Below are 25306 nucleotides of genomic sequence, written 5' to 3'. Positions count from 1 at the left end.
ATCAGGGCTGATAGGTCGACGTCGCATCATCAAAGTGAACGCCCGGCCCGATCACCATCACGCCCGCCATCAGAACGGCCGCCGTCGCCGCCAGCGCGGCGGCGCCTAGGGCGGACAGGCTGCTGGCCTGGGGTTCGACCACGACCAGCCGGGCCTTCGCGGCGGCGATCTTGTCGGCGATGTCTTGTTCGGCGGTCAATTTCACCACGTCATCTGACGCCCGCAACGGTTAAGATGCGCTTTAGCGCGTCCCGGTGCTTGGCGCGGCCGCATCGCGCGCCTAGAACCGCGCCATGATCCTCGTCGTCGATAACTACGACAGCTTCACCTACAACCTCGTCCACTACCTCGCGGAGTTGGGCGCGCCGACTCATGTGGTGCGCAACGACGACCTGACGACGGACCAGGCCTGGGCGCTGAACCCCGCTGCCGTGCTGCTGTCGCCCGGCCCCTGCGCGCCGGATCAGGCGGGCATCTGCCTGCCGCTGATCGCCAGCGCGCCGGCCTCCATGCCGATCCTGGGCGTCTGCCTGGGCCACCAGGCCATCGGTCAGGCCTTCGGCGGGGACGTCATTCGCGCCAAAGCCCTGATGCACGGCAAGACCTCGCCTATTCTGCACGAGGGCAAGAGCGTCTTCGCGGGCCTGCCCTCGCCCTTCACCGCGACGCGCTATCACTCGCTGGCCGTCAAGCGCGAAACCCTGCCGGATTGTCTGGACGTCACCGCCTGGACCGCCGATGGCGAGATCATGGGTCTGCAGCACCGCACGCGGCCCATTCACGGCGTACAATTCCATCCCGAGTCCATCGCCACCGAACACGGCCATGACATGCTGGCCAACTTCCTGACCCTGGCCGGCGTGAAGCGCCTCGCGGCCGCCTGATCATGGCGGACGGGTTCAAGCCGATCCTGGCCCGGCTGGTCGAGGGCCGGCCGCTGACGTCGCAACAGGCGCACGACTTCTTCGCCGCCTGCCTGCGGGGCGAACCCACTCCGGCCCAGGTCGCCGCCGCCCTGACGGCCCTTCGAATGCGCGGCGAGACGGTGGACGAGATCGCCGCCTTCGCCCGCGCCATGCGTGAGGCCGCCCTGACGCTGGACCACCCTTACGAGGTGATCGACACCTGCGGCACGGGCGGCGACGGCCAGCATACCTACAACATCTCCACGGCCGCAGCCTTGGTGCTGGCCGGCGCCGGATTGAAGGTCGCAAAGCACGGTAACCGCGCCATGTCGTCCAAGTCAGGCTCGTCGGACGTGCTGTCGATCCTGGGCGTCAACCTGATGGCGACGCCGGCCCAGCAACGACTGGCGCTGGACGAGGCGGGCATCTGCTTCTTGTTCGCCCCCGCCTATCACGGCGCCATGCGCCACGTCGGCCCGGCGCGCGCAGAGATCGGTTTTCGAACGGTTTTCAATCTTTTGGGGCCGCTTTCGAACCCGGCGTCTGCACGGCGTCAGGTCATGGGCGTTTATGATCCTCGACTGCTGGAGCCCCTGGCCGAGGTCCTGGGGCGGCTGGGCGCGGTGCGGGCCTGGACCGTCCACGGCCAGGGCCTGGACGAGTTGGCGATCTCGGGCCCGACCGAAGTGGCCGAGTGGAAAGACGGCGCGGTGCGACGCTTCGCCGTCGCGCCCGAGGACGCCGGCCTGCCCCGCGCGCCGATCGAGGCCATCCGCGGCGGCGATGCCGAGGAGAACGCGGCGGCCTTGCGCGCCCTGCTGGAGGGACAGACCGGCCCCTACCGCGACATTGTGCTGCTGAACGCCGCCGCCGCCTTCGTGGTATCGGATCGGGCCGCCGACCTGGCCGAAGGGGCCGCCCTGGCCGCCGCGGCCATCGACGACGGCCGCGCCGCCCGGGCCTTGGCGCGCCTGGTGCGGATCACCTCCACGCCCCTGGAAACGGAAGGAGCGGCATGACCGACGTGTTGGAACGGATCGCCGACTACAAGCGAGAGGAAGTCCTTGCGCGCAAGGCCGCCGCCTCTCAGGACGCGATCGAGGCCCTGGCGCAGGCCGCCTCCACCCCTCGCGGTTTTCGCGACGCCCTAAGTCGCGCCGTCGAGGAAACTGGCCGCCCCGCCTTGATCGCCGAGATCAAGAAGGCTAGCCCTTCCAAAGGCTTGATACGGGCGGACTTCCATCCGGCAAACCTCGCCATGGCTTATGAGGCCGGCGGCGCGGCCTGCCTCTCGGTCCTGACCGACGGCCCGAGTTTTCAGGGCGACGACGCCTATCTGACCCAGGCGCGGTCCGCCGTCGCCCTGCCCTGCCTACGCAAGGACTTTCTGGTCGATCCCTGGCAGGTGGCCGAAAGCCGCGCCCTGGGCGCCGACTGCATCCTGATCATCCTGGCGATGATCGACGACGGGCTGGCGGGGGAACTTCTGTCCGAGGCAGAACGGTTCGGCATGGACGCCCTGATCGAAACGCACGACGAAACCGAAATGGCCCGCGCCTGCGCCCTTGTTTCGGATCGGACGGACGCCCTGGTCGGGATCAACAATCGGTCGCTGCGGACCTTTGAGGTGGACCTGGAGGTTACGGAGCGCCTGTCGATGCTCAGCCCTGTGCATGCGCTGCTGGTCGCGGAAAGCGGCATCTTTACGCCCGAGGATGTCGAGCGCGTTTCGGCCGCCCACGCCCAGGCGATCCTGGTCGGTGAAAGCCTGATGCGCCACGACGATATCGAGACGGCCACCCGTCGCCTGCTGGCCGCCTGACAACGGACCTGACGGCGGGCGACACTGCCGTTAAGTTGACATTAGCAAGGAACACTTACAGAACATCGTCAATGTTCACGGCCCGTTCCGATTCGTCGGTCGGGCGCATGAGGGGCCGGCGATGCTCACGCGCAAGCAGCACGAACTGCTGATGTTCATTCACGAACGGATTCAGGAAACGGGCGTTTCCCCGTCGTTCGACGAGATGAAGGAGGCGCTGGACCTGGCGTCCAAGTCTGGCATCCACCGCCTGATCACGGCGCTGGAAGAGCGCGGTTTCATCAGGCGTCTGGCCCATCGCGCCCGTGCGCTGGAAGTCACCAAATTGCCCGAACAGGCCACGGCCGGGGCGCCACGCGGTCGGGCCGGCTTCAAGCCCGACGTGATCGAAGGCGGCGCCGCTCTGTCAGCGCCGGTCGCCACGCCCGCCAACGACATTCGCGAACTGCCCCTGCTCGGCAAGATCGCCGCCGGCACCCCCATCGCCGCCATCCAGCACGAACAGGACCGCCTGCCCGTGCCGGAATCCCTGCTGGGCAAGGGCGATCACTATCTGCTGGAGATCGAAGGCGATTCCATGATCGAGGCCGGCATTCTGAACGGCGATCTGGTGGTCATCCGGCGCGGCGACACGGCCAACAATGGCGAAATCGTCGTAGCCCTGGTCGAGGGCGAGGAAGCGACGCTGAAACGCCTGCGTCGCAAGGGCGCCTCCATCGCGCTGGAGCCGGCGAACCGCCTGTACGAAACCCGCATCTTCGGACCGGATCAGGTCCAGGTTCAGGGTCGTCTGGTCGGCCTTATGCGCCGCTATCACTGACGTCGGGATCGGGCTGGCGGGTCCACGGGCGCCGACCCCGCGCCTGGGTCGTCCAGACCGCCCTCCAGCCCTGCCCTTCCCTCCACAGTTCAACCGCACCGCCCCGGGCATAGTCGATTCCGTCCAGCACCAACCGTCCCTCACAAGCCGGCGGCAGGGTCGGGACGGCCGCCCGCACACTGACGACCGGCGCCGAACGGCACAGGGCCTCCATCTGATCGGCGTCCGGGCTGCGCTTGCCCCACCACAGCGCTATGGGACCTGACGCCGATGTGTCCGGCCGACAGGCGAAACGGGCGCAGGTCCAGCCATCCTGCGGCCTATCCGTCATTTCAAGCCCGCGTCGGCGGGACCAAAGATCGACGGCGAACTCCCGCACGCCGGGCCGGACCACCACGGCCTCATCCGCCTGGCGGAAAGCCGCATTTGTCCCGCCGTCTCCGATCCACAGATCCGGCGCAGCCGGTCGGGGCCACAGCAGAACCGCCGCCGCGAACGGCGCGCCCAGACATCGCAACCGTCCGCGCCACAGGCAGATGAACAGCACGCCCAGAAAGGCGATGGGCAGGACGTAGTCGGGCGCGCTGGCGATGGTGCGGACGGCGCCGGGCAAGCCTGCCGTCCAGCCGCCGACGCCCAGCATCGCTTCCACACCCCAGCCTGCGACGGCCAGAAAAGGCGCGCCCAGGCCCAGGGGCTCCAGCGCCGCCCCCAGGGCCAGGGTCGGCATCAGGATGAAGTCGGCGATCGGCGCCGTGCCCAGATTGGCCAGCAGGCCATAGACGGCCGTTCGATTGAAATGCTGCATGGCGAAGGGTCCGGTCGCCAGGCCGGCCACCAGGCTGGCCGTCACCGCCGCCGTCAGCCAGCCGCCGAAACGCTGCACCGCCGCGATCGGCCAGGGCACGGAAATCTCTCGCATGCGCTTCGGCCAGGCCTCGACCAGGGCCACCAGGGCGGCGGTCGCCGCGAAGGACATCTGAAACCCCGGCGTCACGATGGCCTCGGGCTGAAGCGCCAGAACCACAAAGGCCGCGACCGCCAGGCCGTGCATCGTCACCGCCTGGCGATCCAGCAGGATGGCCAGAAAGGCGATGGCGGCCGTCACGGCCGCCCGTTCCGCCGGCGCCGGCGCGCCTGATACGACCAGATAGACCGCCAGGGCGATCAGGCCCGCCGTCGCGGCGATTTTCTTGCCGGAAATCCTCAGGGCCAGCCAGGGCCAGGCCGCGACGCCCAACCGCACCCCGAAGAAGACGAAGCCGCCCACGATGGCCATGTGCAGGCCCGAGACCGACAGGATGTGCGCCAATCCCGAATCGCGCATCAGGTCCAGGTCGTCCTGGCTGATCCAGGTTTCGTGGCTGGTGGTCATGGCGGCGGCGATCCCGCCGTTGCGGACGCCCAATCGCTCTACGATCCGCTCAGCCAAGGCATAGCGCGCGCCATTGATCGTCATGCTCAGCCGCAGTCGCCAGGGGGCGGGCGCCAGGTCGATGCGTCGGGTCTCTCCCAGGGCGAAGGCCACGCCGCCCATGCCCTGGAAAAAAGCGTTGCGGCCGAAATCGTAGGCGCCGGGGCTGGCGGGCGCGGGCGGCGGATTCAGAATGGCGAACAGTCGAATAGCCTCACCGGGGCGGGGCGGCTCTCCTCGCACCGTGGCCCTCAGCCGGACCGGCGTTTGCTCCGGCGCCAAACCGCGAATCCGCACCGGCGCGATCACGACCCTGGCCCCGCGTTGGCCCGGACTGTCGACGTCCACGACCCAGGCTTCGATGACGGTGGGACGACTCAGCGCCGGCGCGATCGGGGCGGCGACGAATTCGGTCCGGATCTTGGCCACCGCCAGACCGCCAGCCAGGCAGGCCGCCATCAACAACAGCCAGACCCAGGCCCGAGCCAGACCCCGCTGGCGCGCAAAAAGCCACCCGCCCGATGTCGTTACGGCCATGCCGAGCAGAGGCCACAAGGGCGGTTCAACCCTTAGTGCGAAATAGAGCGCCGCCCCGCCGCCAAAGGCCACAGGCGCGCACAGACGTCGGCGCGACGACTGGGCCGCGACCTCTTCCCTCCACCAGGCGTGCAAACGCGCGGCAGGGGTAGGTTTTGCCGTCTCGGGGGGTATAAGGGCCTGCCTTACGGACCCTTCCCCCATGACCCTGCCTTCCTCGACCGTCGTCACTCGCTTCGCCCCCTCGCCCACAGGCTATCTGCATATCGGCGGCGCGAGAACCGCCTTGTTCAACTGGTTGTACGCCAGACGACACGCAGGACGTTTCCTGATCCGCGTCGAGGACACCGATCGCGAGCGGTCCACGGACGAGGCCGTAAAGGCGATCTTCGACGGCCTAAGCTGGCTGGAGCTGTTCGCCGACGAAGAGCCGATCTTCCAGTTCAGCCGCGCCGACCGCCACCGCGAGGTCGTCGATCAACTGCTGGAAAGCGGTCACGCCTACCGCGACTTCGCCACGGCCGAGGAAACCGGCCGTCTGCGGGACCAGGCCAAGGCCGAAAGGCGTCCCTTCGAATCGCCCTGGCGCGACCGAAAGCCGACGGTGGACGATCTGGCCCTGCCCCACGTCGTTCGCTTCCGCCGACCCCGCGGAATGACCATCACCGTGCCCGACGCGGTGCAGGGCGCCGTCAACTGGTCGAGCGACGATCTGGACGATCTGGTCCTGCTGCGTTCCGACGGCGCGCCCACCTATAATCTGGCTGTGGTCGTGGACGATCACGACATGGGCGTCACCCACGTCATCCGTGGCGACGACCACCTGAACAATGCGGCGCGTCAGAGCCTGATCTACGACGCCCTGGGCTGGACGCGGCCAACCTTCGCCCACATTCCCCTGATCCACGGCCCCGACGGCGCCAAACTGTCCAAACGTCACGGCGCCCAGGCGGTGCATGAATACGCCGAGATGGGTTATCTGCCCGAGGCCATGCGCAACTATCTGGCCCGTCTGGGCTGGGCGCACGGCGACGACGAACTGTTCAGCGACGAACAGGCCGTCGCCTGGTTCGATCTGGACGGAATTGGCAAGGCGCCGGCGCGCCTGGACTTCGACAAACTGGCCCACGTCAACGCCCACTGGCTGCGCCTGGCGGACAATGATCGTCTGGCCAAGATGGCGCTGGATGCGCATCTCCAGCGGGGTCGCGGGCTCCAACCCGACGATGAAGATCGGCTGCGTCGCGCCATGCCCTTCGTGAAAGATCGCGCCAAGACCATTCTGGAGTTGGCGGACCAGACGGAGTTCGTACTGAAGGCGCGCCCGTTGGCGTTCGACGACAAGGCCCGCGTTCTGCTGTCCGGCGAAACCCTGGAACGTCTGGGCCGACTGCGCGACCGGCTGGCCCTATTCCAGTCCTGGGATGTGTTCGCTTTGGAGGCTGAACTGAAAGCCTTCGCCGAGGACGAGGGCGTGGGCTTCGGCAAGATCGGCCCCGCCGCACGCACAGCGCTTACCGCCGGGTCAACTTCGCCTGATATTGCACGAATTTTGTCGGCTCTGGGGCGCCAGGAAAGCCTCGGGCGCTTGGATGACGCGCTGCAACAGACTAAGTGATCACCCACACACCCAAAAGCGCCCGACGCCTCTCCGCGACCGGACGTAAGATGCGAAGGGGCATTCATGACTGAACAACCCAAATCCGCCGCTTCGGCGAGCCTGTCGTTCGAGGGCAAGACCGTTGAACTGCCCGTGCTATCGGGCTCGACGGGTCCGGACGTGATCGACATCCGCAAGCTGTACGGCGCGACGGGCGCCTTCACCTTCGACCCCGGCTTCACCTCGACGGCGGCCTGCGAGTCGGCCCTGACCTTCATCGATGGCGACGAAGGCGTTCTGCTGCACCGCGGCTATCCCATCGATCAACTGGCGGCCAAGTCGAACTTCGTCGAGGTCTGCTACCTGCTGCTGCACGGCGAATTGCCGACAGCGGCGCAGTACGAGAAGTTCGAAGAGAGCATCACACGGCACACGATGCTGCATGCCCAGTTCGACCGCTTCTTCGAAGGCTTCCGCCGCGACGCCCACCCGATGTCGATCATGGTCGGCACGGTCGGCGCTCTGTCGGCCTTCTATCATGACAGCCTGGACATCCATGATCCGGTGCAGCGCGACATCTCGGCCATCCGCCTGATCGCCAAGATGCCGACCATCGCGGCGCGCGCCTACAAATATCACGTCGGCCAGCCCTTCATCTCGCCGCGCAACGACCTGTCCTACGCCGAAAACTTCCTGCGGATGTGCTTCGCCGTCCCGGCCGAGGACTATCATGTGGATCCGGCCCTGGTGCGCGCCATGGACCGCATCTTCACCCTGCACGCCGACCACGAGCAGAACGCCTCGACCTCGACCGTGCGTCTCGCCGGTTCGTCGGGCGCCAACCCGTTCGCCTGTATCGCCGCCGGTATCGCCTGCCTGTGGGGCCCGTCGCACGGCGGCGCCAACGAAGAGGCGTTGAACATGCTCAAGGAAATCGGCACCCCCGACAAGATTCCCGAGTTCATCCAGGGCGTGAAGGATCGCAAGTACAAGCTGATGGGCTTCGGCCATCGGGTCTATAAGAACTACGACCCGCGCGCCAAGGTCATGCAGCAGTCGGCCTATGAAGTGCTGGCCGCCACGGGCCGCGAGAACGACCCGCTGTTCCAGGTCGCCAAGGAGCTGGAGAAGGTCGCCCTTTCGGACGAATACTTCACCTCGCGCAAACTGTTCCCGAACGTGGACTTCTACTCGGGTATCACCCTGTCGGCGATGGGATTCCCCACCACCATGTTCACCGTCCTGTTCGCCCTGGCCCGCACCGTGGGCTGGATCGCACAGTGGCAGGAAATGATGTCGGATCCGTCGCAGAAGATCGGCCGCCCTCGCCAGCTATACACCGGGCCGACCGAGCGGGATTACGTCGCTATCGATCAGCGCGGCTGATCGGCGCCTTCACGCATGACTGCAGAACGCCGGGGTTCCGCCCCGGCGTTTTTCTTTGGCCTCATACCAGCTTGAGGTCCCTGAAGCGCCCGGCCAAATCGTCCAGATCGCGGTGCATATGGGCCAGACCGATCGAGGCGGCCCCCAGAGCCATGTCGTCGCCTTCCACCGCCCGCGACAGAGCCAAGGTCGCGTCGATGGGTCCCAAGGGTTCGACCGCCTTTCCCCGCGACAGGGCTTCTAGACGGCGAACCGCGCGTGCAGCGTCCTCGGCCCAGGGCGCCAGCCGGGCGGACACGCCCTCCACCTGAAAGCCCCGCCCCAGGATGACTATGTCGCTGCGCACCCGCCAGAAGGCGCGCGCCAGGGCTTGCCGGTCGGCCGTCTCGCGTTGCGGTCCAGGCAGGTCGATGACGTTCTTCGCCGCCTTGCCCAGATCGTCCAGCCGCCGTTTCAAATCGGTGTGGCGACGGGAAATCTCGGCCCCCGCCGCTGGATCGCCCTGACAGACCAGGGCCAGCAGGGCCGCCGCCTCGCCGGCCGCATCGCGCGCCTGCAGCCGGAAAGCCTGGCGCGCATGACGCGGGAATAGCGCCAGTATGGCGATCACCCCGACGCCGCTGCCCACCAGGATCTCCATCACCCGGTCGATCGCCAGGGAAGCGGGGCCATCGGCTCCGGAACCGCCGGTGATGACGATGACCGCCGCGACCGGGGCGACCTTGAGCCAGGCCCGACCGGCTCCGAAAAAGGCCAGCAAGGCCGTCGCCGCCGCCATGCCGATCACCAGGCTCTCCAAGCCCGGCGGTCGCGCAAAGGCCACCAGCGCCCCGACCAGAGCGCCGATGGCGGTCCCGATCGCCCGGTCGCGGGCCACGGTCAGCACGCTGCCGCCCACGCTGGCCTGAATGACCACGATGGCGGAGATAACGCTCCAATAGGGATGGGGCAGACGCAGCCAGGTCGCCAGATAAAGGGCCGCCGTCGCGCCCGCCGCCATCTGTAGCGCCGCGCGAACCTCGGCCGCACGCCGGTGGCTCAACGCGCGCGCCATGGTCTCAACGTCCGGTCTTTTCGGCGATGACGCGCAACACCGCATCCGCCGCCAGTTCGGAAGGATCGGGTCCGCCCCGGCCCATCAGGTCCAGCGCCGCCATCTGCCGGCGCGCCTGTTCGCCCGCCGCGGCCGGATCGGTCAACAGGCGACCAACAGCGGCGGCCAGCAGCGCAGGCGTCGCCTCGTGTTGGATGAACTCCGGCGCGATCCGGTCGTCGGCGGCGACATTGAACAGGGTGATGTGCCTGGCCGTGACCATCCGCTTCATCAACTGGTACGACAGGCCGTCGATCTTGTAGGCTATAACCATCGGCGCGCCGGCCAGGGCCAGTTCGGTCGAGACCGTGCCGCTGGTCGCCAGGGCCGCCGTCGCCGCCCGCATGGCGTCGTACTTCTCGGCCTCGTCCACCAGATGGACACGGAACGGCCAAGCGGCGACCCGGCCCGCCACGTCCTCGGCCACCGTGCCGGCCGCCACGACGGCCACCTCCAGCCTAGGATCGACAGTCTTCAGCTTGCGGATCGTTTCCTCGTAAACGGGCGTCATGCGGCGGATCTCGCTGGGCCGGCTGCCCGGCAGGACCAGCAGCAGGCGCGCCGCCTCGGCGATGCCGCGCCGCACCCGGAAGGCCGCGCCGTTCGCCTCGTCCATGTTCACATGCAGGGCAGAGGACCCAACCACGGTCGTCGCCAGCCCCTCTCTTTCGAACCACGGCGCATCGAAGGCGTAGAGCGCCAGCAAGTGATCGACCGCCCCCGCCAGGGTCCGCGCCCGACCCTGGCGCGAGGCCCAGACCTGCGGCCCCACATATTTGATCAAGGGCACGTTCGGCCGCGCGGCCCGAATGGCCTTGGCCACGCGAATGGTGAAGCCCCAGCTGTCGATCAGGACCACGGCGTCCGGTCGCTCGCGCTTGGCCAGTGCGGCCGTTTCCTGGACCCGTCGCTTGACCGTGCCATAGGCCCTCAGCCCCTCGATCCAGCCCAGGATCGACAGTTCGGCGATGTCAAAGGGGGTGGCCACGCCCTCGGCCGCCATGCGCGGACCGCCCACGCCGACGAAAGCGACCTGATCGCCCAGCCGGCCCTTGAGAGCGCGGGCGAGGCCGGCGCCCAGGGCGTCGCCAGACGCCTCGGCCGCCACCAGCATGATCTTCAGTGGGCGGGTCATGCGGTCGTTTCGCCCCAGACGAACAGACCCAGACGGTCGGCCGCAGCGATGATCGCGGGCCGATCGATCAGGATCAGCCGCCCGGCCATGCCGCCGATGCCGGCCAGGCCCGCCTCGGCCGCCAGTTCGATCGTGCGTGGCCCGATCACCGGCATGTCGACCCGCAGGTCCTGAATCGGCTTGGGCGCCTTGCCCAGCGCGCCCCGTGGCGCGCCAGGTCGACCGCGCAAATCGCCTGGAAGACCCGCCACGCGACGCAGCATGGCGTCGGTGCCCTCCTGCGCCTCCACCGCCAGAACAAGGCCGTCGCAGACGACAGCGCCCTGCCCGATATCTAATTCACCTGATTTTTCGGCTATATAAAGGGCTTTCTTTAGGTCTTCCAGTTGCGCCGAGGTCGGCGCAAGCCCGCCCAAGGCGCCTGAAGGCAGCATCTCCCCCCCCAGAATGTCATCCGCCCCTTCTACGGAGAAGCCTTCGCCCTCGAACACCGAGAGGATTTTCCGCAACAGGGCGTCGTCGCCTTTCGAGGCGGCAGCCACAATGCCCGGAAGCAGGGTCGCGCCTTTAAAGTCGGGCTTCAACATCTTGAAATCAGGGCGATTGACGATGCCCGCCAGACAGACCGCCCGACACCCGTTCGCCTTGAGGGCCTTCAGGATGGCGCCGATCTGGGCCATGCCGAAATCGTCTCCGGGCCAGCGCGCCAGGTGCGGATCCGCGAACCCCTCCAGACGCACGACATAGACGGGGCGTCCCTCGGCGTCGCACCGGCCGGCCACCGCCGCCGGCAGGTCGCCGCCCCCAGCAATCAGGCCCAGCTTGGCGACCGGACTCATTCCGCGTTTGGCAGGCACAACGGTCGCCGCCCGCCGTCTCGGATGAAGGCGATGATCTCGACGATCTCGGGCAGGTCGGCGTACCGTTCCGCCACCCCTTCGATCCGGCCGGCGAACTCGCCTTCACCCTCGAACAACTCTCGATAAGCGGCCAGCAGCCGGCGGACCTGCTCCTTGCCGTAACCCTTGCGTTTCAGCCCGATCAGGTTAAGGCCGCGCAGCCGCGCATGATTGCCCCAGACAGATCCATAGGGGATAACGTCGCGTGTCACCGCCGCCAGCCCGCCGATGATGGCGCCCTGACCCACGCGGCCGTTCTGATGCACGGCGCACAGGCCGCCCAGAAAGACCTTGCCGCCGATCTGGGCGTGGCCGCCCAGGGTGGCGTTGTTGGCCATCACCACCTGGTCGCCGACCACGCAGTCATGACCGACGTGGGCGCCGGTCATGAACAGGCTGTTGGAGCCCACGACGGTCACGCCCGTCCCCTGCGGCGTGCCGCGATTGAAGGTGCAGTGTTCGCGGATGACGTTGTTCGACCCGATCTCCAGCCGCACCGGCTCGCCCTTGTAGCCATTGTGCTGGGGATCGCCGCCGATGACGGCGAACGGATGGATGGTCGTGCCGTCGCCGACCGTCGTGTCCTGCTGGACGACGACGTGGCTGATCAGACGAACGCCCTGCCCCAGGGTGACGTTAGGCCCGACAACGCACCACGGCCCGACCGCGACGTCCTCGGCCAGCAGGGCGGTCGGATCGACGACGGCTGTGGGGTGGACGGCCATCAGGCGGCCGGCTCCGGCACCGTGACGACCATGGCCATGAATTCGGCCTCGGCCGCCAGCTTGCCGTCGATGAACGTTTCGCCCCGGAACTTGTAGGCGTCGCCCCGCGCCCGGATCACCTTGACCTCCATGCGAAGCTGATCGCCGGGCCGTGCGGGCTTGCGGAAGCGCACGCCGTCGATGGACATGAACATGATGACCTTGTCGGCCACCGCCACATCCAGGGTCTTGGACATCAGCAGCGCGCCGGTCTGGGCCATGGCCTCGACGATCAGCACGCCCGGCATGACTGGATCGATAGGGAAATGACCGGGGAAGAAAGGTTCGTTGTGCGTGACGTTCTTGATGCCCACGATAGAGGTCGCGGGCACGAAGGCCTCGGCCTTGTCCACCAGCAGGAAAGGATAGCGGTGCGGCAGGCGCCGCATCACCTCGGCGTAATCGATCCTGTCCTCGACAGCCGTCGTGTCGCTCATCCCTATGATTCCTTCGGAGCCTTCTTCGAAGACGCCTGTTTGGCGAGCCAGACCGTCTCGCGCAAGAACTGTCGGATCGGACGGGCCGGATAACCCGACCAGGTCTCTCCGGCCGGGATGTCGGCCAACACCCCCGCGCCGGCCGCGATCCGGGCGCCCTCGCCGATGGCGATGTGATCGCCGATGCCCGCCTTGCCGCCGAAGATGACATTGTCGCCGCTGGTCACGGAACCCGAAATGCCCGTATTGGCCGCCATCAGATTGTTGCGGCCTATGACGCAGTTGTGGCCCACCATGACCAGATTATCGATCTTGGTGTTCTCGCCGATGATGGTGTCGTCATAGGCGCCGCGGTCTATGCAGCTGTTGGCGCCCACCGTCACCCCGTCCTGCAGGATGACGCGGCCCAGCTGAGGAATGTCCATGGCGCCCGCCGCGGTCCCGGTGGCGCCGAAGCCGGCCTCCCCGATCCGCGCCCCGGCGTATAGCTTCACCCGGTCGCCGATCAGGCCGAAGGCGACGCTGACGTTCGGGCCGATGACGCACTCGCGGCCGATCTGGACGCCCGGTCCGATCACCGCATTGGCGCAGATTCGGGTTCCGCGCCCGATCCGCACACCTTCCCCCAGAACCACGCCCGGCTCGATGACCACTGTGTCGTCTTCGACGGCTTCGGATCGCGCGATGCCCCTGTCTAGTTTCAATGGCCGGTGCAGTCGCAAGGACGCCATGGCCCAGGCGGCCTGGGGCGTGCGGGACACGATGACGGCGGCTTGCGCAGGAGCGGCCTGAACCGCTTCCGGCGGCACGATCACGCACCCCGCCTGGGTCGCGGCCAGGGCGGCGGCGAATTTGCGATCGCCCAGAAACGCAATCGCGCCCCCGTCCGCCGAGGACAGGGGCGCGACCGATGCGATCAGCCGATCCCCGCCCCTCTCGACCTCGCCGCCGATCTGGGCCGCCAGGGCGGCGACGGTCAGGGGCGGCAGGGTCTCGAAGAAGCGGGCGTCGGGCATGTCGACCTTAGTTGGCGGCCGCGGGCTGTTGACCTTGCTGGGCCGGAACCGGCATGCGGTTGAAGCTCAGGGTCGGCAGGGCCGTGTTCAGGCGCTGGATCGCCAGATCGGTCACGTCCATGGCGGGGTTCATCATGAAGACGCTTTCGCGGTCCAGCAGCAGGCCGCAGCCCTTTTCCTGATAGATGGCGGTCAGGATCGGCGAAACGGCGGTGGTGATCGCCTGCCGCTGCATGCCCAGCGTATAGCGCAGTTCGTTCTCGCGCGTGGCTTCCAGCTGCTGGGCTTCCTGCACGCGCTGCTGCAGCGCCTGACGGCGTTGGTTGGCCTGGTCGGCGGGCAGGCTGGCGCCGGCCGATTGCAGAGCTTGCGCCTCGGTCTGAATGGCGGTGGCGTAGGGCTGCAGTTCGCCTTGAACTTCCTGGGCCAGTTGCTGCATGCGCGTCTCCACAGCCTGGCCGGCCGACGACTGGGCCAGGAGGCGGGCGTTGTAATAGACGCAGACGCCCGGGATGACCGGACCCGGGTTTGTCGGGGCGGCGGCCTGCTGGGCGTTGGCGCCCGTGGCCATAAGCGAAGCGGCGGCCGCAGCCGCGATGATCAGAGCTTTCATTTTATCCTCTTGCGACGACTAGGCCGCGGTTAGAATTGGGTCGACGTCGAGAAACGGAAGGATTCCGTCTTGTCGTAGTCTTCCTTGGACAGGACCTTGGAGATGTCGAAACGGATCGGCCCCATCGGCGACTTCCAGTGGATGCTGACACCGGCCGAGGCGCGCAGCGACAGTTCGTCGGCGATATTGGCGTTGGGGGCGCCGGTCGCCGTCAGCTTGTAGCGGTCGTCCAGCACGCCCAGGGTGCCGACGTCGGCGAAGAGCGAGGTCTTGATGCCATACTGCTCGGGCAGATAGTTGGGCACCGTCAGCTCCACCGTGCCGATGGCGTAGAAGTTACCGCCCAGGGCGTCGGTGGTGGTGCGGTCGCGCGGACCCATGCCAGCGGTCTCGAAGCCGCGGAAGCTGTTGCCGCCCTTGAAGAAGCGGTCGTTGATGCGGATTGGATCGCCGTTCCAGCCGCTGACATAGCCGGTCGAACCCTGCAGGCTGACGACCCAGTTGGGCGTGATGCCATAGTACCAACTGGCGTCCGCCTCGGTCTTCACATAGTTCACGTCGCCGCCCAGACCGGCCAGGTCCTGACGTATCGAACCCGCCCAGCCGCGCGTCGGGCGGATCGGATCGTTGGTGTAGTTGATCTGCAGCGTGTAGCCGATCGACGAGTTGATATAGCTGCCGATCTGATCGCACAGGGCCGACGACCCGGCGCCTACGCCGCCGCAGTAACCGTACGGCACGATGATCTCGTCCGACTTCAGGAAGTAACGGGTGCTGAGCAACATATTGCCGTTCAGCGGATAGGACAGGCGCAAGCCCCCGCCCGTGGATCTGTAATCGTAGGACGAATACCGGCTGAGATCGTAGCGCGAATGGAACAGGTCGAAGCCGGCGCGCAGATCGCGGCCCAGGAACTTCGGCTCGGTGAAACGGAAATCGACCTGCTGGCGCAGCGAACCCCACTCCAGACGGGCGACCACGTTCTGGCCTCGACCGCGGAAGTTCCGCTCCGAAATGCCAAGGTTCACCGTGAAGGAATCGACCGAGCTGAAGCCTGCGCCGACGGACAGTTCGCCGGTCGGCTGTTCCTCGACATTGACGTTGATGACCGAGCGGTCGGGCGCGCTGCCGCGCTCTTCGGCGACCTTCACGTCCTTGAAGAAGCCCAGCGCCCGCAGATTGTTGCGTGATCGCTCCATCAGGGCGCGGTTATAGGCGTCGCCTTCCGTCAGCAGGAGTTCCCGACGAATGACCGGGTCGATGGTGCGGGTGTTGCCGACGACGTTGATGCGGTCGATATAGACGCGCTGCCCTTCCGACACGTTGAAGGTCACATCGACCGTGTCCGTCTCCGGATTGGCGCGATAGGTCGGATTGATCTCGACGAAGGCGTAACCGGCCGAGCCCGCCGCAAAGGTCAGGGCGTCTACGGCCTGCTCGATCTTGTCGCTCTCGTACAACTGGCCTTCGCGGATCGGCACAAGCGCCTTCAGGAAATCCGCGTTCAGTCGGTCGTTCTGGGTGACGACGTTGATCTTGCCGAAATTGTACTTGTCGCCTTCGTTCAGCGTCAGGGTGATTTCGAACGCCTGATTGTCGGGCTGAAGCTCGGCCACCGAAGAGATGATGCGGAAATCGTAGTAGCCGCGGTTGGTGTAGAATTTCCGCAGCTGCTCCTGATCGTATTCCAGGCGGTTGGGGTCGTAGTTGTCGTTGTTCGAGAAGAACTTCCACCACTGGGACTTCTCCGTGACCATCACGCCACGCACGTCGCCATCGGAGAAGGCCTTGTTGCCCAAGACGTTGATGGCGCTGATGCCGGTCTGGGGGCCTTCGTTGATCTCGAAGATCACATCGACGCGGTTCTGCTCTAGCTGGACCAGCTTGGGCGTGACGGTGGCGGAGATGCGGCCCTGCAGACGATACAGTTCGATGATGGAGCCGACATCCTCCTGAACCTTGGCGCGAGTGTAGATGCCGCGCGGCTTCAGCGTCACTTCCTTGTTCAGCTTGTCCTGCGACAGGGCGTGATTGCCCTCGAAAACCACCTGGTTGATGATCGGGTTTTCCACGATCTGGACGATCAGGTCGCCATTCTGCACGCCCAGTTGAACGTCGGCGAACAGGCCGGTGCGCGACAGGGTGCGGACCGCGACGTCCAGAACCGAGGCGTCGACGGCGTCGCCAGGACGGATCGGCAGATAGGACAGGACCGTCGTCTGGTCGATGCGCTGGGCGCCCTGCACGATGATCCGGTTGATGGTGATCGGCTGGGGCGCGGCCACCTGAACGTGAGGGGTCGCCTCTGCCGGAGCGGCGGCCGGGGGCGCAGGTGCGACGGTCGGCTGCACGGGCGCGCTCTGCGCGAGAGCCGGGGCGGTGAAGCCCGCCGCGACGGCGAGAGCGAGCAGGCTGGAACGGGCGCCCAGTCGGACGGCGGCGCGAGAGGTCATGTCGTTCATTCTGAAAACCATCGGGGGCTGGCGTCGGCTCACGAGACGAGCCCGCCGAGGAATTGGAAGAGGTTGAGCTTCTGTAGGTCGTTCCACGTCGCGAACAACATAAATCCCGCCAGAAGCGCAAGACCTGCGCGATAGCCCATCTCCTGATACCGGGCCGAAACGGGTCTTCTCGCCACAGCCTCGAAGCCGTAGAAAAGCAGATGGCCGCCGTCCAGCACCGGAATGGGCAACAGGTTTAGAAAGCCGATTCCGATCGAAAGTATGGCGGCAAGGCGGATCATTGTCACCGACAGGTTCAGCGCGAAGGCCCCGGCGTCCGGGCTGACCTCGGCCACCGCATTGGTCAGGGAGCCGCTGACCTTGGCGATGCCCAACGGGCCGCTCAGCTGATCGCCCGATTCCCGACCGGTGATCATCCGGCCCAGATAGGTCAGGGTCGCGCCGATGGTGTCCCCGACTTCGCCGACCGCACCAGCCACGGCGTCGATCGGGCCATAGCGGACATGGCGGATGTCTGTGGCGGCGGGGCGCATCATCAGGCCGATCTGGGCCACCTTGACCCGGCCGGCGATGGGATCGTCCTGCAGCCGACGTTGGGGTGTCGCCGTGAGAACGACGGTTCGCCCGCCGCGCTCGACGGTGAACCGCAAGGGGTCGCCCGCGCTCAGCATGACGGCGCGGCTGACTTCGGAGCCGTCCTCGATCATTCGCCCGTCGATGGCGGTGATCAGATCGCCGGGTCGAAAGCCGGCGGCGGCGGCCGGGGTCTCGGGCTGAACCTGATACACCCGCGCGGGGACGATCACCTTTCCCAGCCCCATCAGGCTGATCGAAAAGATGGCTATGGCCAGGATGAAATTGGCCGCTGGCCCCGCGACCACGATCAGGGCGCGCTGCCATACCGGCTTGAAATGGAAATAGTCACGCTCGGCGCCCGGCCCATGTTCGCCGACGACGCGCTGCCGCAGTTCCGCCAGTCCCGCCTGATCCGGTACGCTGGAGGCGTCCAGATCGCCCGAGAACTTGACGTAGCCGCCAAGGGGCAGCCAACCCAGCCGCCATTCGATGCCGTGCCGGTCCGTGCGACTGAACAGCGCCTTGCCGAAACCGACGGCGAACCGATCGACCTTCACCCCGAAGGCGCGCGCGACCAGGAAGTGGCCCAGTTCATGGATGGTGACGATGAAGGTCAGCACCAGCAGGAACGGCACGATGTAGATCAGGATCTGACCCAATACGCCCAGCATTCGAAAGTCGTCTCCCCTGGCCGATCAGGCCGCGTTCGCAAGCTTGGCGATGAAGGCCCGGGCCGACCGGCGGGCCTCCGCATCGACCGACAGGGCCGCGTTGCAGGCGTCTCCGGAGCCGAAAGCCGTCCCCGCTTTCGTCGCACGCTCAAGGGTTTCGGCGACGACTGCGGCAATATTGAGAAAGGCCAGCTTGCGGTCAAGGAAGGCGAAAGCCGCCGTCTCGTTGGCGGCGTTGAACACCGCCGGCGCCGCCCCGCCTGCCGTCAGCGCCTGACGCGCCAGATCCAGCGCGGGAAAGCGGCCCACGTCCGGCGCCTCGAACGTCAGCCGCCCCAGCGCCGCCAGGTCCAGCCTGGGCGCCGACCAGGCGATGCGGTCGGGCCAGGCCAGGGCGCAGGCGATGGGCGTGCGCATGTCCGGCGGCCCCATCTGGGCCAAGGTCGAACCATCCACATATTCCACAAGGCTGTGGATGATCGATTCGGGGTGCACCACGACATCGATCCGCTGGGCCGGCATTCCGAACAGATAGGCCGCTTCGATCATTTCCAGGCCCTTGTTGGCCATGGTGGCGCTATCGACCGAAATCTTGGCCCCCATGCTCCAGTTCGGGTGAGCGACAGCCTGTTCCGGCGTGATGGCGTGCATCTGCTCGCGCGGGGTCTGCCGAAACGGCCCGCCCGAAGCTGTAAGAATCAACTTGGCGACCCGCTCGGGCGCCTCGGCCGGAAAGACCTGAAAAATGGCCGAATGCTCCGAATCGACGGGGATCAGCCGACCGCCCGCCTGGACCACCCGCTCGATCAAGGCGGTGCCGCAGCAGACCAGGCTTTCCTTGTTCGCCAAAGCCAGGATCGCGCCGGTTCCCGCCGCCGCCCAGGCCGACTTCAAACCCGCTGCACCGACGATGGAGGCCATGATCCAGTCGGCCGGGCGCACGGCCGCCTCTACGATGGCCGCCTCCCCGGCCGCCGCCTCGATGTCGGTCCCGGCCAAGGCGTCGCGGAGATCGTCCAGACGCGCGGGATCGGCCGTTACGGCCACCTTGGGCTTCCAGCGCCGCGCCTGTTCGGCCAGCTTGGCGATATTGGCGCCGCCGGTCAGGGCCTCGACTTCGAACGTTCCCGCGCCCGAGGTTTCCGCCTGCGCCATCAGGTCAAGCGTCGAGGACCCGACCGAGCCCGTCGAGCCCAGCACCGTGACGCGCCGCCGGATCAAGCTGCCCGCTCCAGCAACAGAACCGCCAGCCGCCCGGCGGCCACTACGACCACGGCGAACATCAGCCCGTCCACCCGGTCCAAAAGACCGCCATGGCCCGGAATGGTGTTGCCCGCGTCCTTGACGCCGAAACGACGCTTCAGCCCCGATTCCCACAGGTCTCCGGCCATGGTCGCCAGGGCGCCGGCCAGGCCGAGCACAGCCCCCCAGAATACGGTCAGCCGCCCCATGTCGACGAAGATAGTCATGACCGCGCCCGCGACCGCACCGGCCAGAATGCCGCCGATGAATCCCGACCAGGTCTTGTTAGGCGAAAAACGTGGCCACAGCTTGGGCCCGCCGAGCGTCGATCCCACCAGATAGGCCAGAATGTCCGCCGACCAGGCTACTGCGAACACCAGCACCGTCCAGTGCAGTCCGACAGGATCGACGCCGTCGCGCAGCCAGATCAGCAGCACCGATGGCCAGCCCAGGTAGAGCACCCCATAGGCGGCGTCCAACGCCTGCTGTCCCCGGCTGCGCGCATAGACGCCCGCAGCCCCTGCGCCAAACACCAGCATGACGAAGGCCACGGACATGGCGCCGAAATAGGCGCTGAACACGGCCGCCACGATGCCGAAGGTGACGGCCCCGCCCATGACACGCCGGGCGTGTGGCGCGCTCATGGCCGCCCATTCGAACGCCAGGACTACGCTGGCGACCGTCATCAGGGCCAGGAACCAGACGCCCCCGACCCAAGTCGCGGCGACCGCCGCCGGTGCCAGCACGACGGCGGATGCCGCCCGCAAGGCGATGTCGCGCGGCTTGACCGGCATCAGGCCGACACCGCCGCCGGCTCTGCCGTCCGACCGCCATAGCGACGTTCGCGCTGGCGGAACGCCTCTACCGCGTCGGCCAGCGCCTTGGGGCCATAGTCGGGCCACAGGATGTCCTGGAACACCAGTTCGGCGTAGGCGGCTTCCCACAGCAGGAAGTTCGACAGCCGTTGCTCGCCCGAGGTGCGCACGATCAGGTCCAGCGGCGGCGATCCCGCCGTGGCCAGCCCCGCCTCAAGCGTAGCCTCGGTCAGAGGGGCGTCCGTCTCGCCCGCCAGCATCCGCGTCACATGGCGTCGCGCGGCGTCCACCAGATCGGCCCGGCCGCCATAGTTGAAGGCGACCTGAAGCAGGAACCGATCATTGTGCGCCGTCTGCGCCTCGGCCTTTTCGATGATCCGGGCGATATCGGCGGGCAGTCCTTCGCGTCGGCCCAGGACGCGCAGCCGAACTCCGGCCTTTTCCAGGCGGGCCAGATCGCTGGCGACATAGGTCCGGACCAGACCCATCAGGTCCGACACCTCGTCCTCGGGTCGGCTCCAGTTCTCGGTGGAGAAGCCGAACACCGTCAAACAGTCGATGCCCAGGGCCGACGCCCCCTGGATGGTCCGCTTCAGAGCCTGAACGCCTTCACGGTGGCCCAGGGCGCGGGGCAGCCCCCTCGCCTTCGCCCAGCGTCCGTTGCCGTCCATGATGATGGCGACATGGCGCGGCCCCGCGACGCCCGACGCGGGGGTGTCCTGGCTGGAAGCCGGGACCGTCATCTGCTGGAAAATCCGTTCAGCGCCAAGCCGTGCCGCCTCAGACCTGCATGATTTCTTGTTCCTTGGTCTTCAAGGCTTCGTCGATGCGCTTGATCGCCGCGTCCGTTTCCTTCTGGACGTCGGTTTCCAGTTTCTTCTGTTCGTCCTGGCTGATGTCGCCGGCCTTTTCGGCCTTCTTGAAGTCGTCGTTGGCGTCGCGGCGAACGTTGCGCACGGCGATCTTCTGCTGTTCGGCGTATTTGCCGGCCAGCTTGACCAGGTCCTTGCGGCGTTCTTCCGTCAGCGGCGGAATGGGGATGCGCAGGGTCTGGCCGTCCACGATGGGGTTCAGGCCCAGGTTGGCGTTGCGGATGGCCTTCTCGACCGAGACGACCATGCCCTTGTCCCAGACACTGACGGTGATCATGCGCGGCTCGGGCACGCTGATCGCGGCCACCGCGTTCAGCGGCGAGGCCGAACCATAGGCCTCCACCCGCACGGGTTCCAGCAGACCGGCGTTGGCGCGGCCGGTGCGCAGGCCGCTGAACTCCTCCTTCAGGGCGGCGACCGCCTTGTCCATGCGGTCGCGATAGGTGGTCACGTCAGGTTTCGCCATCGTCTCGTCTCTCTTGTCTTTCGGATCACACGAACGCGCTTAGACGTCCTTGATGACCGTGAAGGTGCCTTCGCCCGTCAGGGTCCGGCGCAGTGAATTGTCTTCTCGGATCGAGAAGACCACGATCGGTATGCCCGTGTCGCGCATCATGGCGATGGCTGAGGCGTCCATGACACGAAGATCCTTGGCCAGAACGTCCTGATAGGTCAGGGTCTCGTAACGGGTCGCGGTCGGATCCTTCTTGGGGTCGGCGGTATAGACGCCGTCCACGCTGGTGCCCTTCAGCAGGGCGTCGCAGCCCATTTCGGCCGCACGCAGGGCCGCCCCGGAATCCGTGGTGAAGAAGGGGGCGCCGACGCCGGCGGCGAAGATCACGACCCGTCCCTTCTCCAGATGCCGCAGAGCGCGTCGGCGAATATAGGGCTCGGCGATGGCGGCCATCGGAATGGCGCTCTGCACCCGGGTCGAGACGCCGATCTTCTCCAGCGCCGACTGCATCGCCAGGGCGTTCATGATGGTCGCCAGCATGCCCATATAGTCGGCCTGGGCGCGCTCCATGCCCGCCGCCGCCTTGGACAGGCCGCGGAAAATGTTGCCGCCGCCGATGACCAGGCAGATCTCGATCCCCTCGGCCGCCACGTCCGCGACCGCCTTGGCGACAGTGTCCACGGTCTTCATGTCGACGCCGAAGGCCTGTTCGCCCATCAGCACCTCGCCCGAAACCTTCAGCAGCACGCGCTTGTAGCGGAAGTTGGAGGGGGCGTCGGGCATGGGCGGAGGTCCGTTGGCTGCTGCGCCCTTGAATCAGGCGGCTTCTTATAGACGAAGGGCGCGCCGGCCATCAAAGCCGAACGCGCCCCTCTGATACAAAACCCTCACGAATGAGGGAAAGGGTCTTAGTTGCCGCCCATCATGGAGGCGACTTCCGACGCGAAGTCAGGGCCTTCGACCTTCTCGACGCCCTCGCCCAGCGCCAGACGGACAAAGCCGGCCAGACGCAGGTTGGAGGAGCCCAGTTCCTTGGCCGAGTTGGCGACCAGCTGTTCGACGGTCACGTCCGGATCCATGACGAACGGCTGCTTGGACAGCACCACGTCCTTCTGGAACTTGTTGATCTGGCCTTCCACGATCTTGGCGATCATGTTTTCCGGACGGCCTTCTTCCTTGGCCTTTTCGGTCAGGACGGCCCGTTCCTTCTCGATGGCGGCGGGGTCCAGGTCGTCGGTGTTCAGCGACAGCGGAGCGGTCGCAGCGACGTGCATGGCGATCTTACGGCCCAGTTCGCGCAGGACGGTCTTGTCGCCCTCGCCTTCCAGGGCGACCAGCACGCCAATGCGGCCGACGCCCGGCGAGACGGCGTTGTGGACGTAAGTGGAAACCACGCCCTCTTCGACCGACAGGCGGGCGGCGCGACGCAGTTGCATGTTTTCGCCGATGGTGGCGATCATGTTGGTCACTTCGTCCTGAACCGTCTTGCCGGTTTCCAGCTCGGCGCCGTGCAAGGCCTCGATGGAGTGATGCTCCAGACCCAGTTGGGCGAATTGCTTGGCGGCGTTCTGGAACAGTTCGTTGCGGGCGACGAAGTCGGTTTCCGCGTTGAACTCGATGGCGGCGGCGACTTCGCCCTTGCCGTCTTCCTTGGACGCCACGGCGACCAAGCCTTCAGCGGCGACGCGGTCGGCCTTCTTGGCGGCCTTGGACAGACCCTTGGCGCGCAGCCAGTCGATCGCGGCTTCGATGTTGCCGTCGTTTTCCTGCAAGGCCTTCTTGCAGTCCATCATGCCGACGCCCGAACGCTCGCGAAGCTCCTTCACGAGGGCGGCAGTGATCTCGGCCATGTTCTTCTCCTTGGGGGATTCGTATGTGGGAACGGCCGGACTGACTTAGCCCGGCCGTGTGTCAGTTCGTCAGGCGGCGCTCAAGAACGCGAAAGCCGCCCGGCGGGCGATCAGCCCGCGGCCTTCTCGGTTTCGGCAGCCGGTTCAGCAGCGGCTTCCAGTTCAGCGGCGGCGCCTTCAGCGCCGGCCGGAGCGGCTTCCGCTTCGACCGCAGCCGGCGCTTCACGCAGCATCGGCTCGACCGGAGCTTCCGAAGCGCCCAGGTCGATGCCCGAGGCCGAGGCGCCGGCGGCCAGGCCGTCCAGGACGGCGTCGGCGATCAGGTCGCAGTAGGTCTGAATGGCGCGCGCGGCGTCGTCGTTGCCGGGGACCGGATAGGTGATGCCGTCCGGATCCGAGTTGGTGTCCAGGATGGCGATGATCGGGATGTTCAGCTTGCGAGCTTCCTGGATCGCGATCGCTTCCTTGTTGGTGTCGATCACGAACATGATGTCCGGGATCGAACCCATGTCCTTGATGCCGCCCAGCGAAAGCTCCAGCTTGTCCTTCTCGCGCTGCAGGGTCAGCAGTTCCTTCTTGTTCCGGCCTTCACCGCCGTTTTCCAGAATGCCTTCCAGCTCGCGCAGGCGGGCGATGGAGCCCGAGACGGTGCGCCAGTTGGTCAGGGTGCCGCCCAGCCAGCGGTTGTTCATATAGTATTGAGCGCAGCGCTTGGCGGCCTCGGCGACCGGTTCGGCGGCCTGGCGCTTGGTGCCGACGAACAGGACGCGACCGCCCTTGGCGGCGACGTCGCGCACCGCCACCAGGGCCTGGTGGAACAGCGGCATCGTCTGCGACAGGTCGATGATGTGGATGTTCGAACGCGAGCCGAAGATGTAACGGTCCATCTTCGGGTTCCAGCGGTGCGTCTGGTGGCCGAAGTGGGCGCCCGCTTCCAGCAGGGTGCGCATCGAGAATTCAGGCAAAGCCATGATCGTTCAGTCCTTTTTCCGATCAACGTGGCGCGGGGATTAAAGGCCGATATCGGCCCTCGGAACGGTGCGTCACGGGATTTCTCCCCGAAGCGCGCCTCTCCCGCGTTGCGAAATGCGTGGGCCATGTAGTCGGGATGGACCCAAATGGCAAGCGCCACGTCCAGACCAAGGAAAAGGCGGCCCCGCACGGGACCGCCTTTTCCAGGTTCGGAGCAAGCCTGGGCTTACGTCATCGCGTCCAGAAGCGCCTGGGCGCGGTCGCGGTGAGCTGTCACCGCGGGGATCAACTCGCGCGCCAGCCCCGACAGAGCCGGAGCGTCGGTCTTGTCCGAGAAACCGTTCAGCAGGGTTAGGGTCTCGTTATGGGCGGCGACCTGCTGCGCCAGATAGACCTTGTCGAAGTCGTCGGCCGTAGCGGCGTTCAGGTTGTCGATCATGCCCTTGCGTCGCTCGTCCAGCGTCGTGGGAATTGCGACGTTGGGCGCGGCGGTCGGCGCCACGGCGGTCAGCTTCTCGCCGGCAGCCGTGTGGTCCTTGGTGATCATGGCGGCCAGCGCCTTGACGTCGGCGTTTCTGGACTTGGCCTCAGCGATCTTGGCGGATTCCAGCTCATACATATTGCCGGTGGCCAACCCGGTCACGAAACCGTCGACCGTGTTGGCGCCCAGGGTGGCGGCCGAGGTCTGGCCGACGACGCCGGCGGTGGCGTCCTGGGTGGCGTTCACCGCCTCATCGGCGTTCTGGCGCGCGCTGTCGCCGTTGTTGTTGCAGGCCGCCAGAAGGACCAGCGATGCGACGCCGGCAAGGGTCAGAGTTTTCATTGGATCAGTCTCCCTATGGACTGACCAAACCCATCACGCGGCCGTGAGGTTCCGAAATATCAAAAGCTTAGCCATAATGTTCCATGGAAAAGCATGACGAAGCGAACGCCGACTTAACGCCGATAGTC

The 25306-nt window shown here is 66.6% G+C and carries 25 protein-coding genes; 6 read left to right on the top strand and 19 right to left on the bottom strand.

Translation table 11 applies throughout. The features are described 5' to 3' along the window. Position 1: 1 nt before the first annotated feature. Positions 2-205 (bottom strand): peptidoglycan-binding protein, encoded by a 204-nt coding sequence (locus tag QE389_RS02790; RefSeq protein WP_307364448.1) that lies wholly within the window; start codon positions 203-205, stop codon positions 2-4. An 88-nt stretch (positions 206-293) separates the two neighbouring features. On the opposite strand from QE389_RS02790, the gene QE389_RS02785 reads away from it, so the two are divergent. The 4 genes from QE389_RS02785 to lexA all read left to right on the top strand — a co-directional run bounded on the left by QE389_RS02785 (position 294) and on the right by lexA (position 3547). Then, positions 294-884, top strand: a complete 591-nt coding sequence (locus tag QE389_RS02785) for an aminodeoxychorismate/anthranilate synthase component II (protein ID WP_307364446.1) — start codon at positions 294-296, stop codon at positions 882-884. Between the two features lie 2 nt (positions 885-886). After that, positions 887-1924: an anthranilate phosphoribosyltransferase gene (gene trpD / locus QE389_RS02780; RefSeq protein ID WP_307364445.1), complete on the top strand. Its 1038-nt coding sequence runs from the start codon at positions 887-889 to the stop codon at positions 1922-1924. After that, positions 1921-2727, top strand: coding sequence for an indole-3-glycerol phosphate synthase TrpC (trpC, locus tag QE389_RS02775; RefSeq protein ID WP_307364443.1), 807 nt, complete (start codon positions 1921-1923; stop codon positions 2725-2727). Before trpD ends, trpC begins: the two co-directional genes overlap by 4 nt. A 121-nt stretch (positions 2728-2848) precedes the next feature. Beyond that, positions 2849-3547: a transcriptional repressor LexA gene (gene lexA, locus QE389_RS02770; RefSeq protein WP_307364441.1), complete on the top strand. Its 699-nt coding sequence runs from the start codon at positions 2849-2851 to the stop codon at positions 3545-3547. On the opposite strand, the gene QE389_RS02765 is transcribed toward lexA, so the two are convergent. After that, a complete protein-coding gene (locus QE389_RS02765; protein ID WP_307364439.1) occupies positions 3528-5516 on the bottom strand; it encodes a ComEC/Rec2 family competence protein in 1989 nt (662 codons plus the stop codon). The two genes, lexA and QE389_RS02765, sit on opposite strands and share 20 nt — an antisense overlap. A 184-nt stretch (positions 5517-5700) precedes the next feature. Here QE389_RS02765 and gltX point away from each other — a divergent pair, with 184 nt between their 5' ends. Both gltX and gltA read left to right on the top strand, forming a co-directional pair. Next, the gene (gene gltX, locus QE389_RS02760) at positions 5701-7116 is read left to right on the top strand and encodes a glutamate--tRNA ligase (RefSeq protein ID WP_307364438.1); all 1416 of its coding nucleotides are present in this window, start codon (positions 5701-5703) and stop codon (positions 7114-7116) included. 66 nt (positions 7117-7182) lie between these two features. Continuing rightward, positions 7183-8484, top strand: a complete 1302-nt coding sequence (gltA, locus tag QE389_RS02755; protein WP_307364436.1) for a citrate synthase — start codon at positions 7183-7185, stop codon at positions 8482-8484. A gap of 61 nt (positions 8485-8545) precedes the next feature. On the opposite strand, the gene QE389_RS02750 is transcribed toward gltA, so the two are convergent. From QE389_RS02750 to QE389_RS02670, 17 genes are all read right to left on the bottom strand, one after another. Then, on the bottom strand, positions 8546-9538 hold the full coding sequence (locus tag QE389_RS02750) for an aromatic acid exporter family protein (protein ID WP_307364434.1): 993 nt from the start codon (positions 9536-9538) through the stop codon (positions 8546-8548). A 4-nt stretch (positions 9539-9542) separates the two neighbouring features. After that, positions 9543-10712 (bottom strand): lipid-A-disaccharide synthase, encoded by a 1170-nt coding sequence (gene lpxB / locus QE389_RS02745; protein WP_307364432.1) that lies wholly within the window; start codon positions 10710-10712, stop codon positions 9543-9545. Next, positions 10709-11551: an LpxI family protein gene (locus QE389_RS02740; RefSeq protein ID WP_307364431.1), complete on the bottom strand. Its 843-nt coding sequence runs from the start codon at positions 11549-11551 to the stop codon at positions 10709-10711. The genes lpxB and QE389_RS02740 overlap by 4 nt, the downstream gene beginning before the upstream one ends. Further along, entirely contained in the window at positions 11548-12336 is a 789-nt protein-coding gene (gene lpxA, locus QE389_RS02735) for an acyl-ACP--UDP-N-acetylglucosamine O-acyltransferase (protein ID WP_307364430.1), read from the bottom strand. The genes QE389_RS02740 and lpxA overlap by 4 nt, the downstream gene beginning before the upstream one ends. Further along, positions 12336-12818, bottom strand: coding sequence for a 3-hydroxyacyl-ACP dehydratase FabZ (gene fabZ, locus QE389_RS02730; protein ID WP_373458331.1), 483 nt, complete (start codon positions 12816-12818; stop codon positions 12336-12338). The genes lpxA and fabZ overlap by 1 nt, the downstream gene beginning before the upstream one ends. Further along, positions 12815-13828 carry a UDP-3-O-(3-hydroxymyristoyl)glucosamine N-acyltransferase gene (lpxD, locus tag QE389_RS02725; protein WP_307364426.1) on the bottom strand — a complete coding sequence of 338 codons (1014 nt, stop codon included), beginning with the start codon at positions 13826-13828 and terminating at the stop codon, positions 12815-12817. Before lpxD ends, fabZ begins: the two co-directional genes overlap by 4 nt. 7 nt (positions 13829-13835) lie before the next feature. Further along, positions 13836-14441, bottom strand: a complete 606-nt coding sequence (locus QE389_RS02720; RefSeq protein ID WP_307364424.1) for an OmpH family outer membrane protein — start codon at positions 14439-14441, stop codon at positions 13836-13838. Positions 14442-14470: 29 nt separating this feature from the next. Continuing rightward, complete coding sequence (gene bamA, locus QE389_RS02715; protein ID WP_307364422.1) at positions 14471-16903, bottom strand: outer membrane protein assembly factor BamA; 2433 nt, start codon at positions 16901-16903, stop codon at positions 14471-14473. A 29-nt stretch (positions 16904-16932) separates the two neighbouring features. Beyond that, on the bottom strand, positions 16933-18150 hold the full coding sequence (locus QE389_RS02710) for an RIP metalloprotease (protein ID WP_307364421.1): 1218 nt from the start codon (positions 18148-18150) through the stop codon (positions 16933-16935). 24 nt (positions 18151-18174) lie between these two features. Further along, a complete protein-coding gene (gene dxr / locus QE389_RS02705) occupies positions 18175-19371 on the bottom strand; it encodes a 1-deoxy-D-xylulose-5-phosphate reductoisomerase (protein WP_307364419.1) in 1197 nt (398 codons plus the stop codon). After that, positions 19368-20186, bottom strand: coding sequence for a CDP-archaeol synthase (locus QE389_RS02700; protein WP_307364417.1), 819 nt, complete (start codon positions 20184-20186; stop codon positions 19368-19370). Before QE389_RS02700 ends, dxr begins: the two co-directional genes overlap by 4 nt. Further along, complete coding sequence (gene uppS, locus QE389_RS02695; RefSeq protein WP_307364415.1) at positions 20186-20950, bottom strand: polyprenyl diphosphate synthase; 765 nt, start codon at positions 20948-20950, stop codon at positions 20186-20188. Before uppS ends, QE389_RS02700 begins: the two co-directional genes overlap by 1 nt. Before the next feature lie 37 nt (positions 20951-20987). Further along, on the bottom strand, positions 20988-21545 hold the full coding sequence (gene frr / locus QE389_RS02690) for a ribosome recycling factor (protein ID WP_307364413.1): 558 nt from the start codon (positions 21543-21545) through the stop codon (positions 20988-20990). A gap of 39 nt (positions 21546-21584) precedes the next feature. Then, entirely contained in the window at positions 21585-22316 is a 732-nt protein-coding gene (gene pyrH / locus QE389_RS02685) for a UMP kinase (RefSeq protein WP_307364411.1), read from the bottom strand. A gap of 125 nt (positions 22317-22441) precedes the next feature. Further along, complete coding sequence (gene tsf / locus QE389_RS02680) at positions 22442-23383, bottom strand: translation elongation factor Ts (protein ID WP_307364409.1); 942 nt, start codon at positions 23381-23383, stop codon at positions 22442-22444. Between the two features lie 110 nt (positions 23384-23493). Further along, complete coding sequence (gene rpsB, locus QE389_RS02675; protein WP_307364407.1) at positions 23494-24354, bottom strand: 30S ribosomal protein S2; 861 nt, start codon at positions 24352-24354, stop codon at positions 23494-23496. Positions 24355-24581: 227 nt separating this feature from the next. After that, a complete protein-coding gene (locus tag QE389_RS02670) occupies positions 24582-25178 on the bottom strand; it encodes a DUF4142 domain-containing protein (protein WP_307364405.1) in 597 nt (198 codons plus the stop codon). Positions 25179-25306 lie beyond the last annotated feature (128 nt).

It is taken from the genome of Brevundimonas sp. SORGH_AS_0993 (assembly GCF_030818545.1).
Lineage (GTDB): Bacteria > Pseudomonadota > Alphaproteobacteria > Caulobacterales > Caulobacteraceae > Brevundimonas.
Note: the sequence above shows the minus strand (reverse complement) of the source record. Positions and strands in the feature narration are given on the sequence as shown.

What these genes read in the sequence shown, in the direction of transcription:
- lpxD (WP_307364426.1), bottom strand. Translation starts at nt 13,828, where the DNA reads ATGCCCGACGCCCGCTTCTTCGAGACCCTGCCGCCCCTGACCGTCGCC.
- QE389_RS02720 (WP_307364424.1), bottom strand. Translation starts at nt 14,441, where the DNA reads ATGAAAGCTCTGATCATCGCGGCTGCGGCCGCCGCTTCGCTTATGGCC.
- gltX (WP_307364438.1), top strand. Translation starts at nt 5,701, where the DNA reads ATGACCCTGCCTTCCTCGACCGTCGTCACTCGCTTCGCCCCCTCGCCC.
- frr (WP_307364413.1), bottom strand. Translation starts at nt 21,545, where the DNA reads ATGGCGAAACCTGACGTGACCACCTATCGCGACCGCATGGACAAGGCG.
- pyrH (WP_307364411.1), bottom strand. Translation starts at nt 22,316, where the DNA reads ATGCCCGACGCCCCCTCCAACTTCCGCTACAAGCGCGTGCTGCTGAAG.
- QE389_RS02740 (WP_307364431.1), bottom strand. Translation starts at nt 11,551, where the DNA reads ATGAGTCCGGTCGCCAAGCTGGGCCTGATTGCTGGGGGCGGCGACCTG.
- trpD (WP_307364445.1), top strand. Translation starts at nt 887, where the DNA reads ATGGCGGACGGGTTCAAGCCGATCCTGGCCCGGCTGGTCGAGGGCCGG.
- lpxA (WP_307364430.1), bottom strand. Translation starts at nt 12,336, where the DNA reads ATGGCCGTCCACCCCACAGCCGTCGTCGATCCGACCGCCCTGCTGGCC.
- gltA (WP_307364436.1), top strand. Translation starts at nt 7,183, where the DNA reads ATGACTGAACAACCCAAATCCGCCGCTTCGGCGAGCCTGTCGTTCGAG.
- lpxB (WP_307364432.1), bottom strand. Translation starts at nt 10,712, where the DNA reads ATGACCCGCCCACTGAAGATCATGCTGGTGGCGGCCGAGGCGTCTGGC.
- QE389_RS02710 (WP_307364421.1), bottom strand. Translation starts at nt 18,150, where the DNA reads ATGCTGGGCGTATTGGGTCAGATCCTGATCTACATCGTGCCGTTCCTG.
- uppS (WP_307364415.1), bottom strand. Translation starts at nt 20,950, where the DNA reads ATGACGGTCCCGGCTTCCAGCCAGGACACCCCCGCGTCGGGCGTCGCG.
- bamA (WP_307364422.1), bottom strand. Translation starts at nt 16,903, where the DNA reads ATGAACGACATGACCTCTCGCGCCGCCGTCCGACTGGGCGCCCGTTCC.
- trpC (WP_307364443.1), top strand. Translation starts at nt 1,921, where the DNA reads ATGACCGACGTGTTGGAACGGATCGCCGACTACAAGCGAGAGGAAGTC.
- lexA (WP_307364441.1), top strand. Translation starts at nt 2,849, where the DNA reads ATGCTCACGCGCAAGCAGCACGAACTGCTGATGTTCATTCACGAACGG.
- QE389_RS02670 (WP_307364405.1), bottom strand. Translation starts at nt 25,178, where the DNA reads ATGAAAACTCTGACCCTTGCCGGCGTCGCATCGCTGGTCCTTCTGGCG.
- tsf (WP_307364409.1), bottom strand. Translation starts at nt 23,383, where the DNA reads ATGGCCGAGATCACTGCCGCCCTCGTGAAGGAGCTTCGCGAGCGTTCG.
- rpsB (WP_307364407.1), bottom strand. Translation starts at nt 24,354, where the DNA reads ATGGCTTTGCCTGAATTCTCGATGCGCACCCTGCTGGAAGCGGGCGCC.
- QE389_RS02785 (WP_307364446.1), top strand. Translation starts at nt 294, where the DNA reads ATGATCCTCGTCGTCGATAACTACGACAGCTTCACCTACAACCTCGTC.
- QE389_RS02700 (WP_307364417.1), bottom strand. Translation starts at nt 20,186, where the DNA reads ATGCCGGTCAAGCCGCGCGACATCGCCTTGCGGGCGGCATCCGCCGTC.
- QE389_RS02750 (WP_307364434.1), bottom strand. Translation starts at nt 9,538, where the DNA reads ATGGCGCGCGCGTTGAGCCACCGGCGTGCGGCCGAGGTTCGCGCGGCG.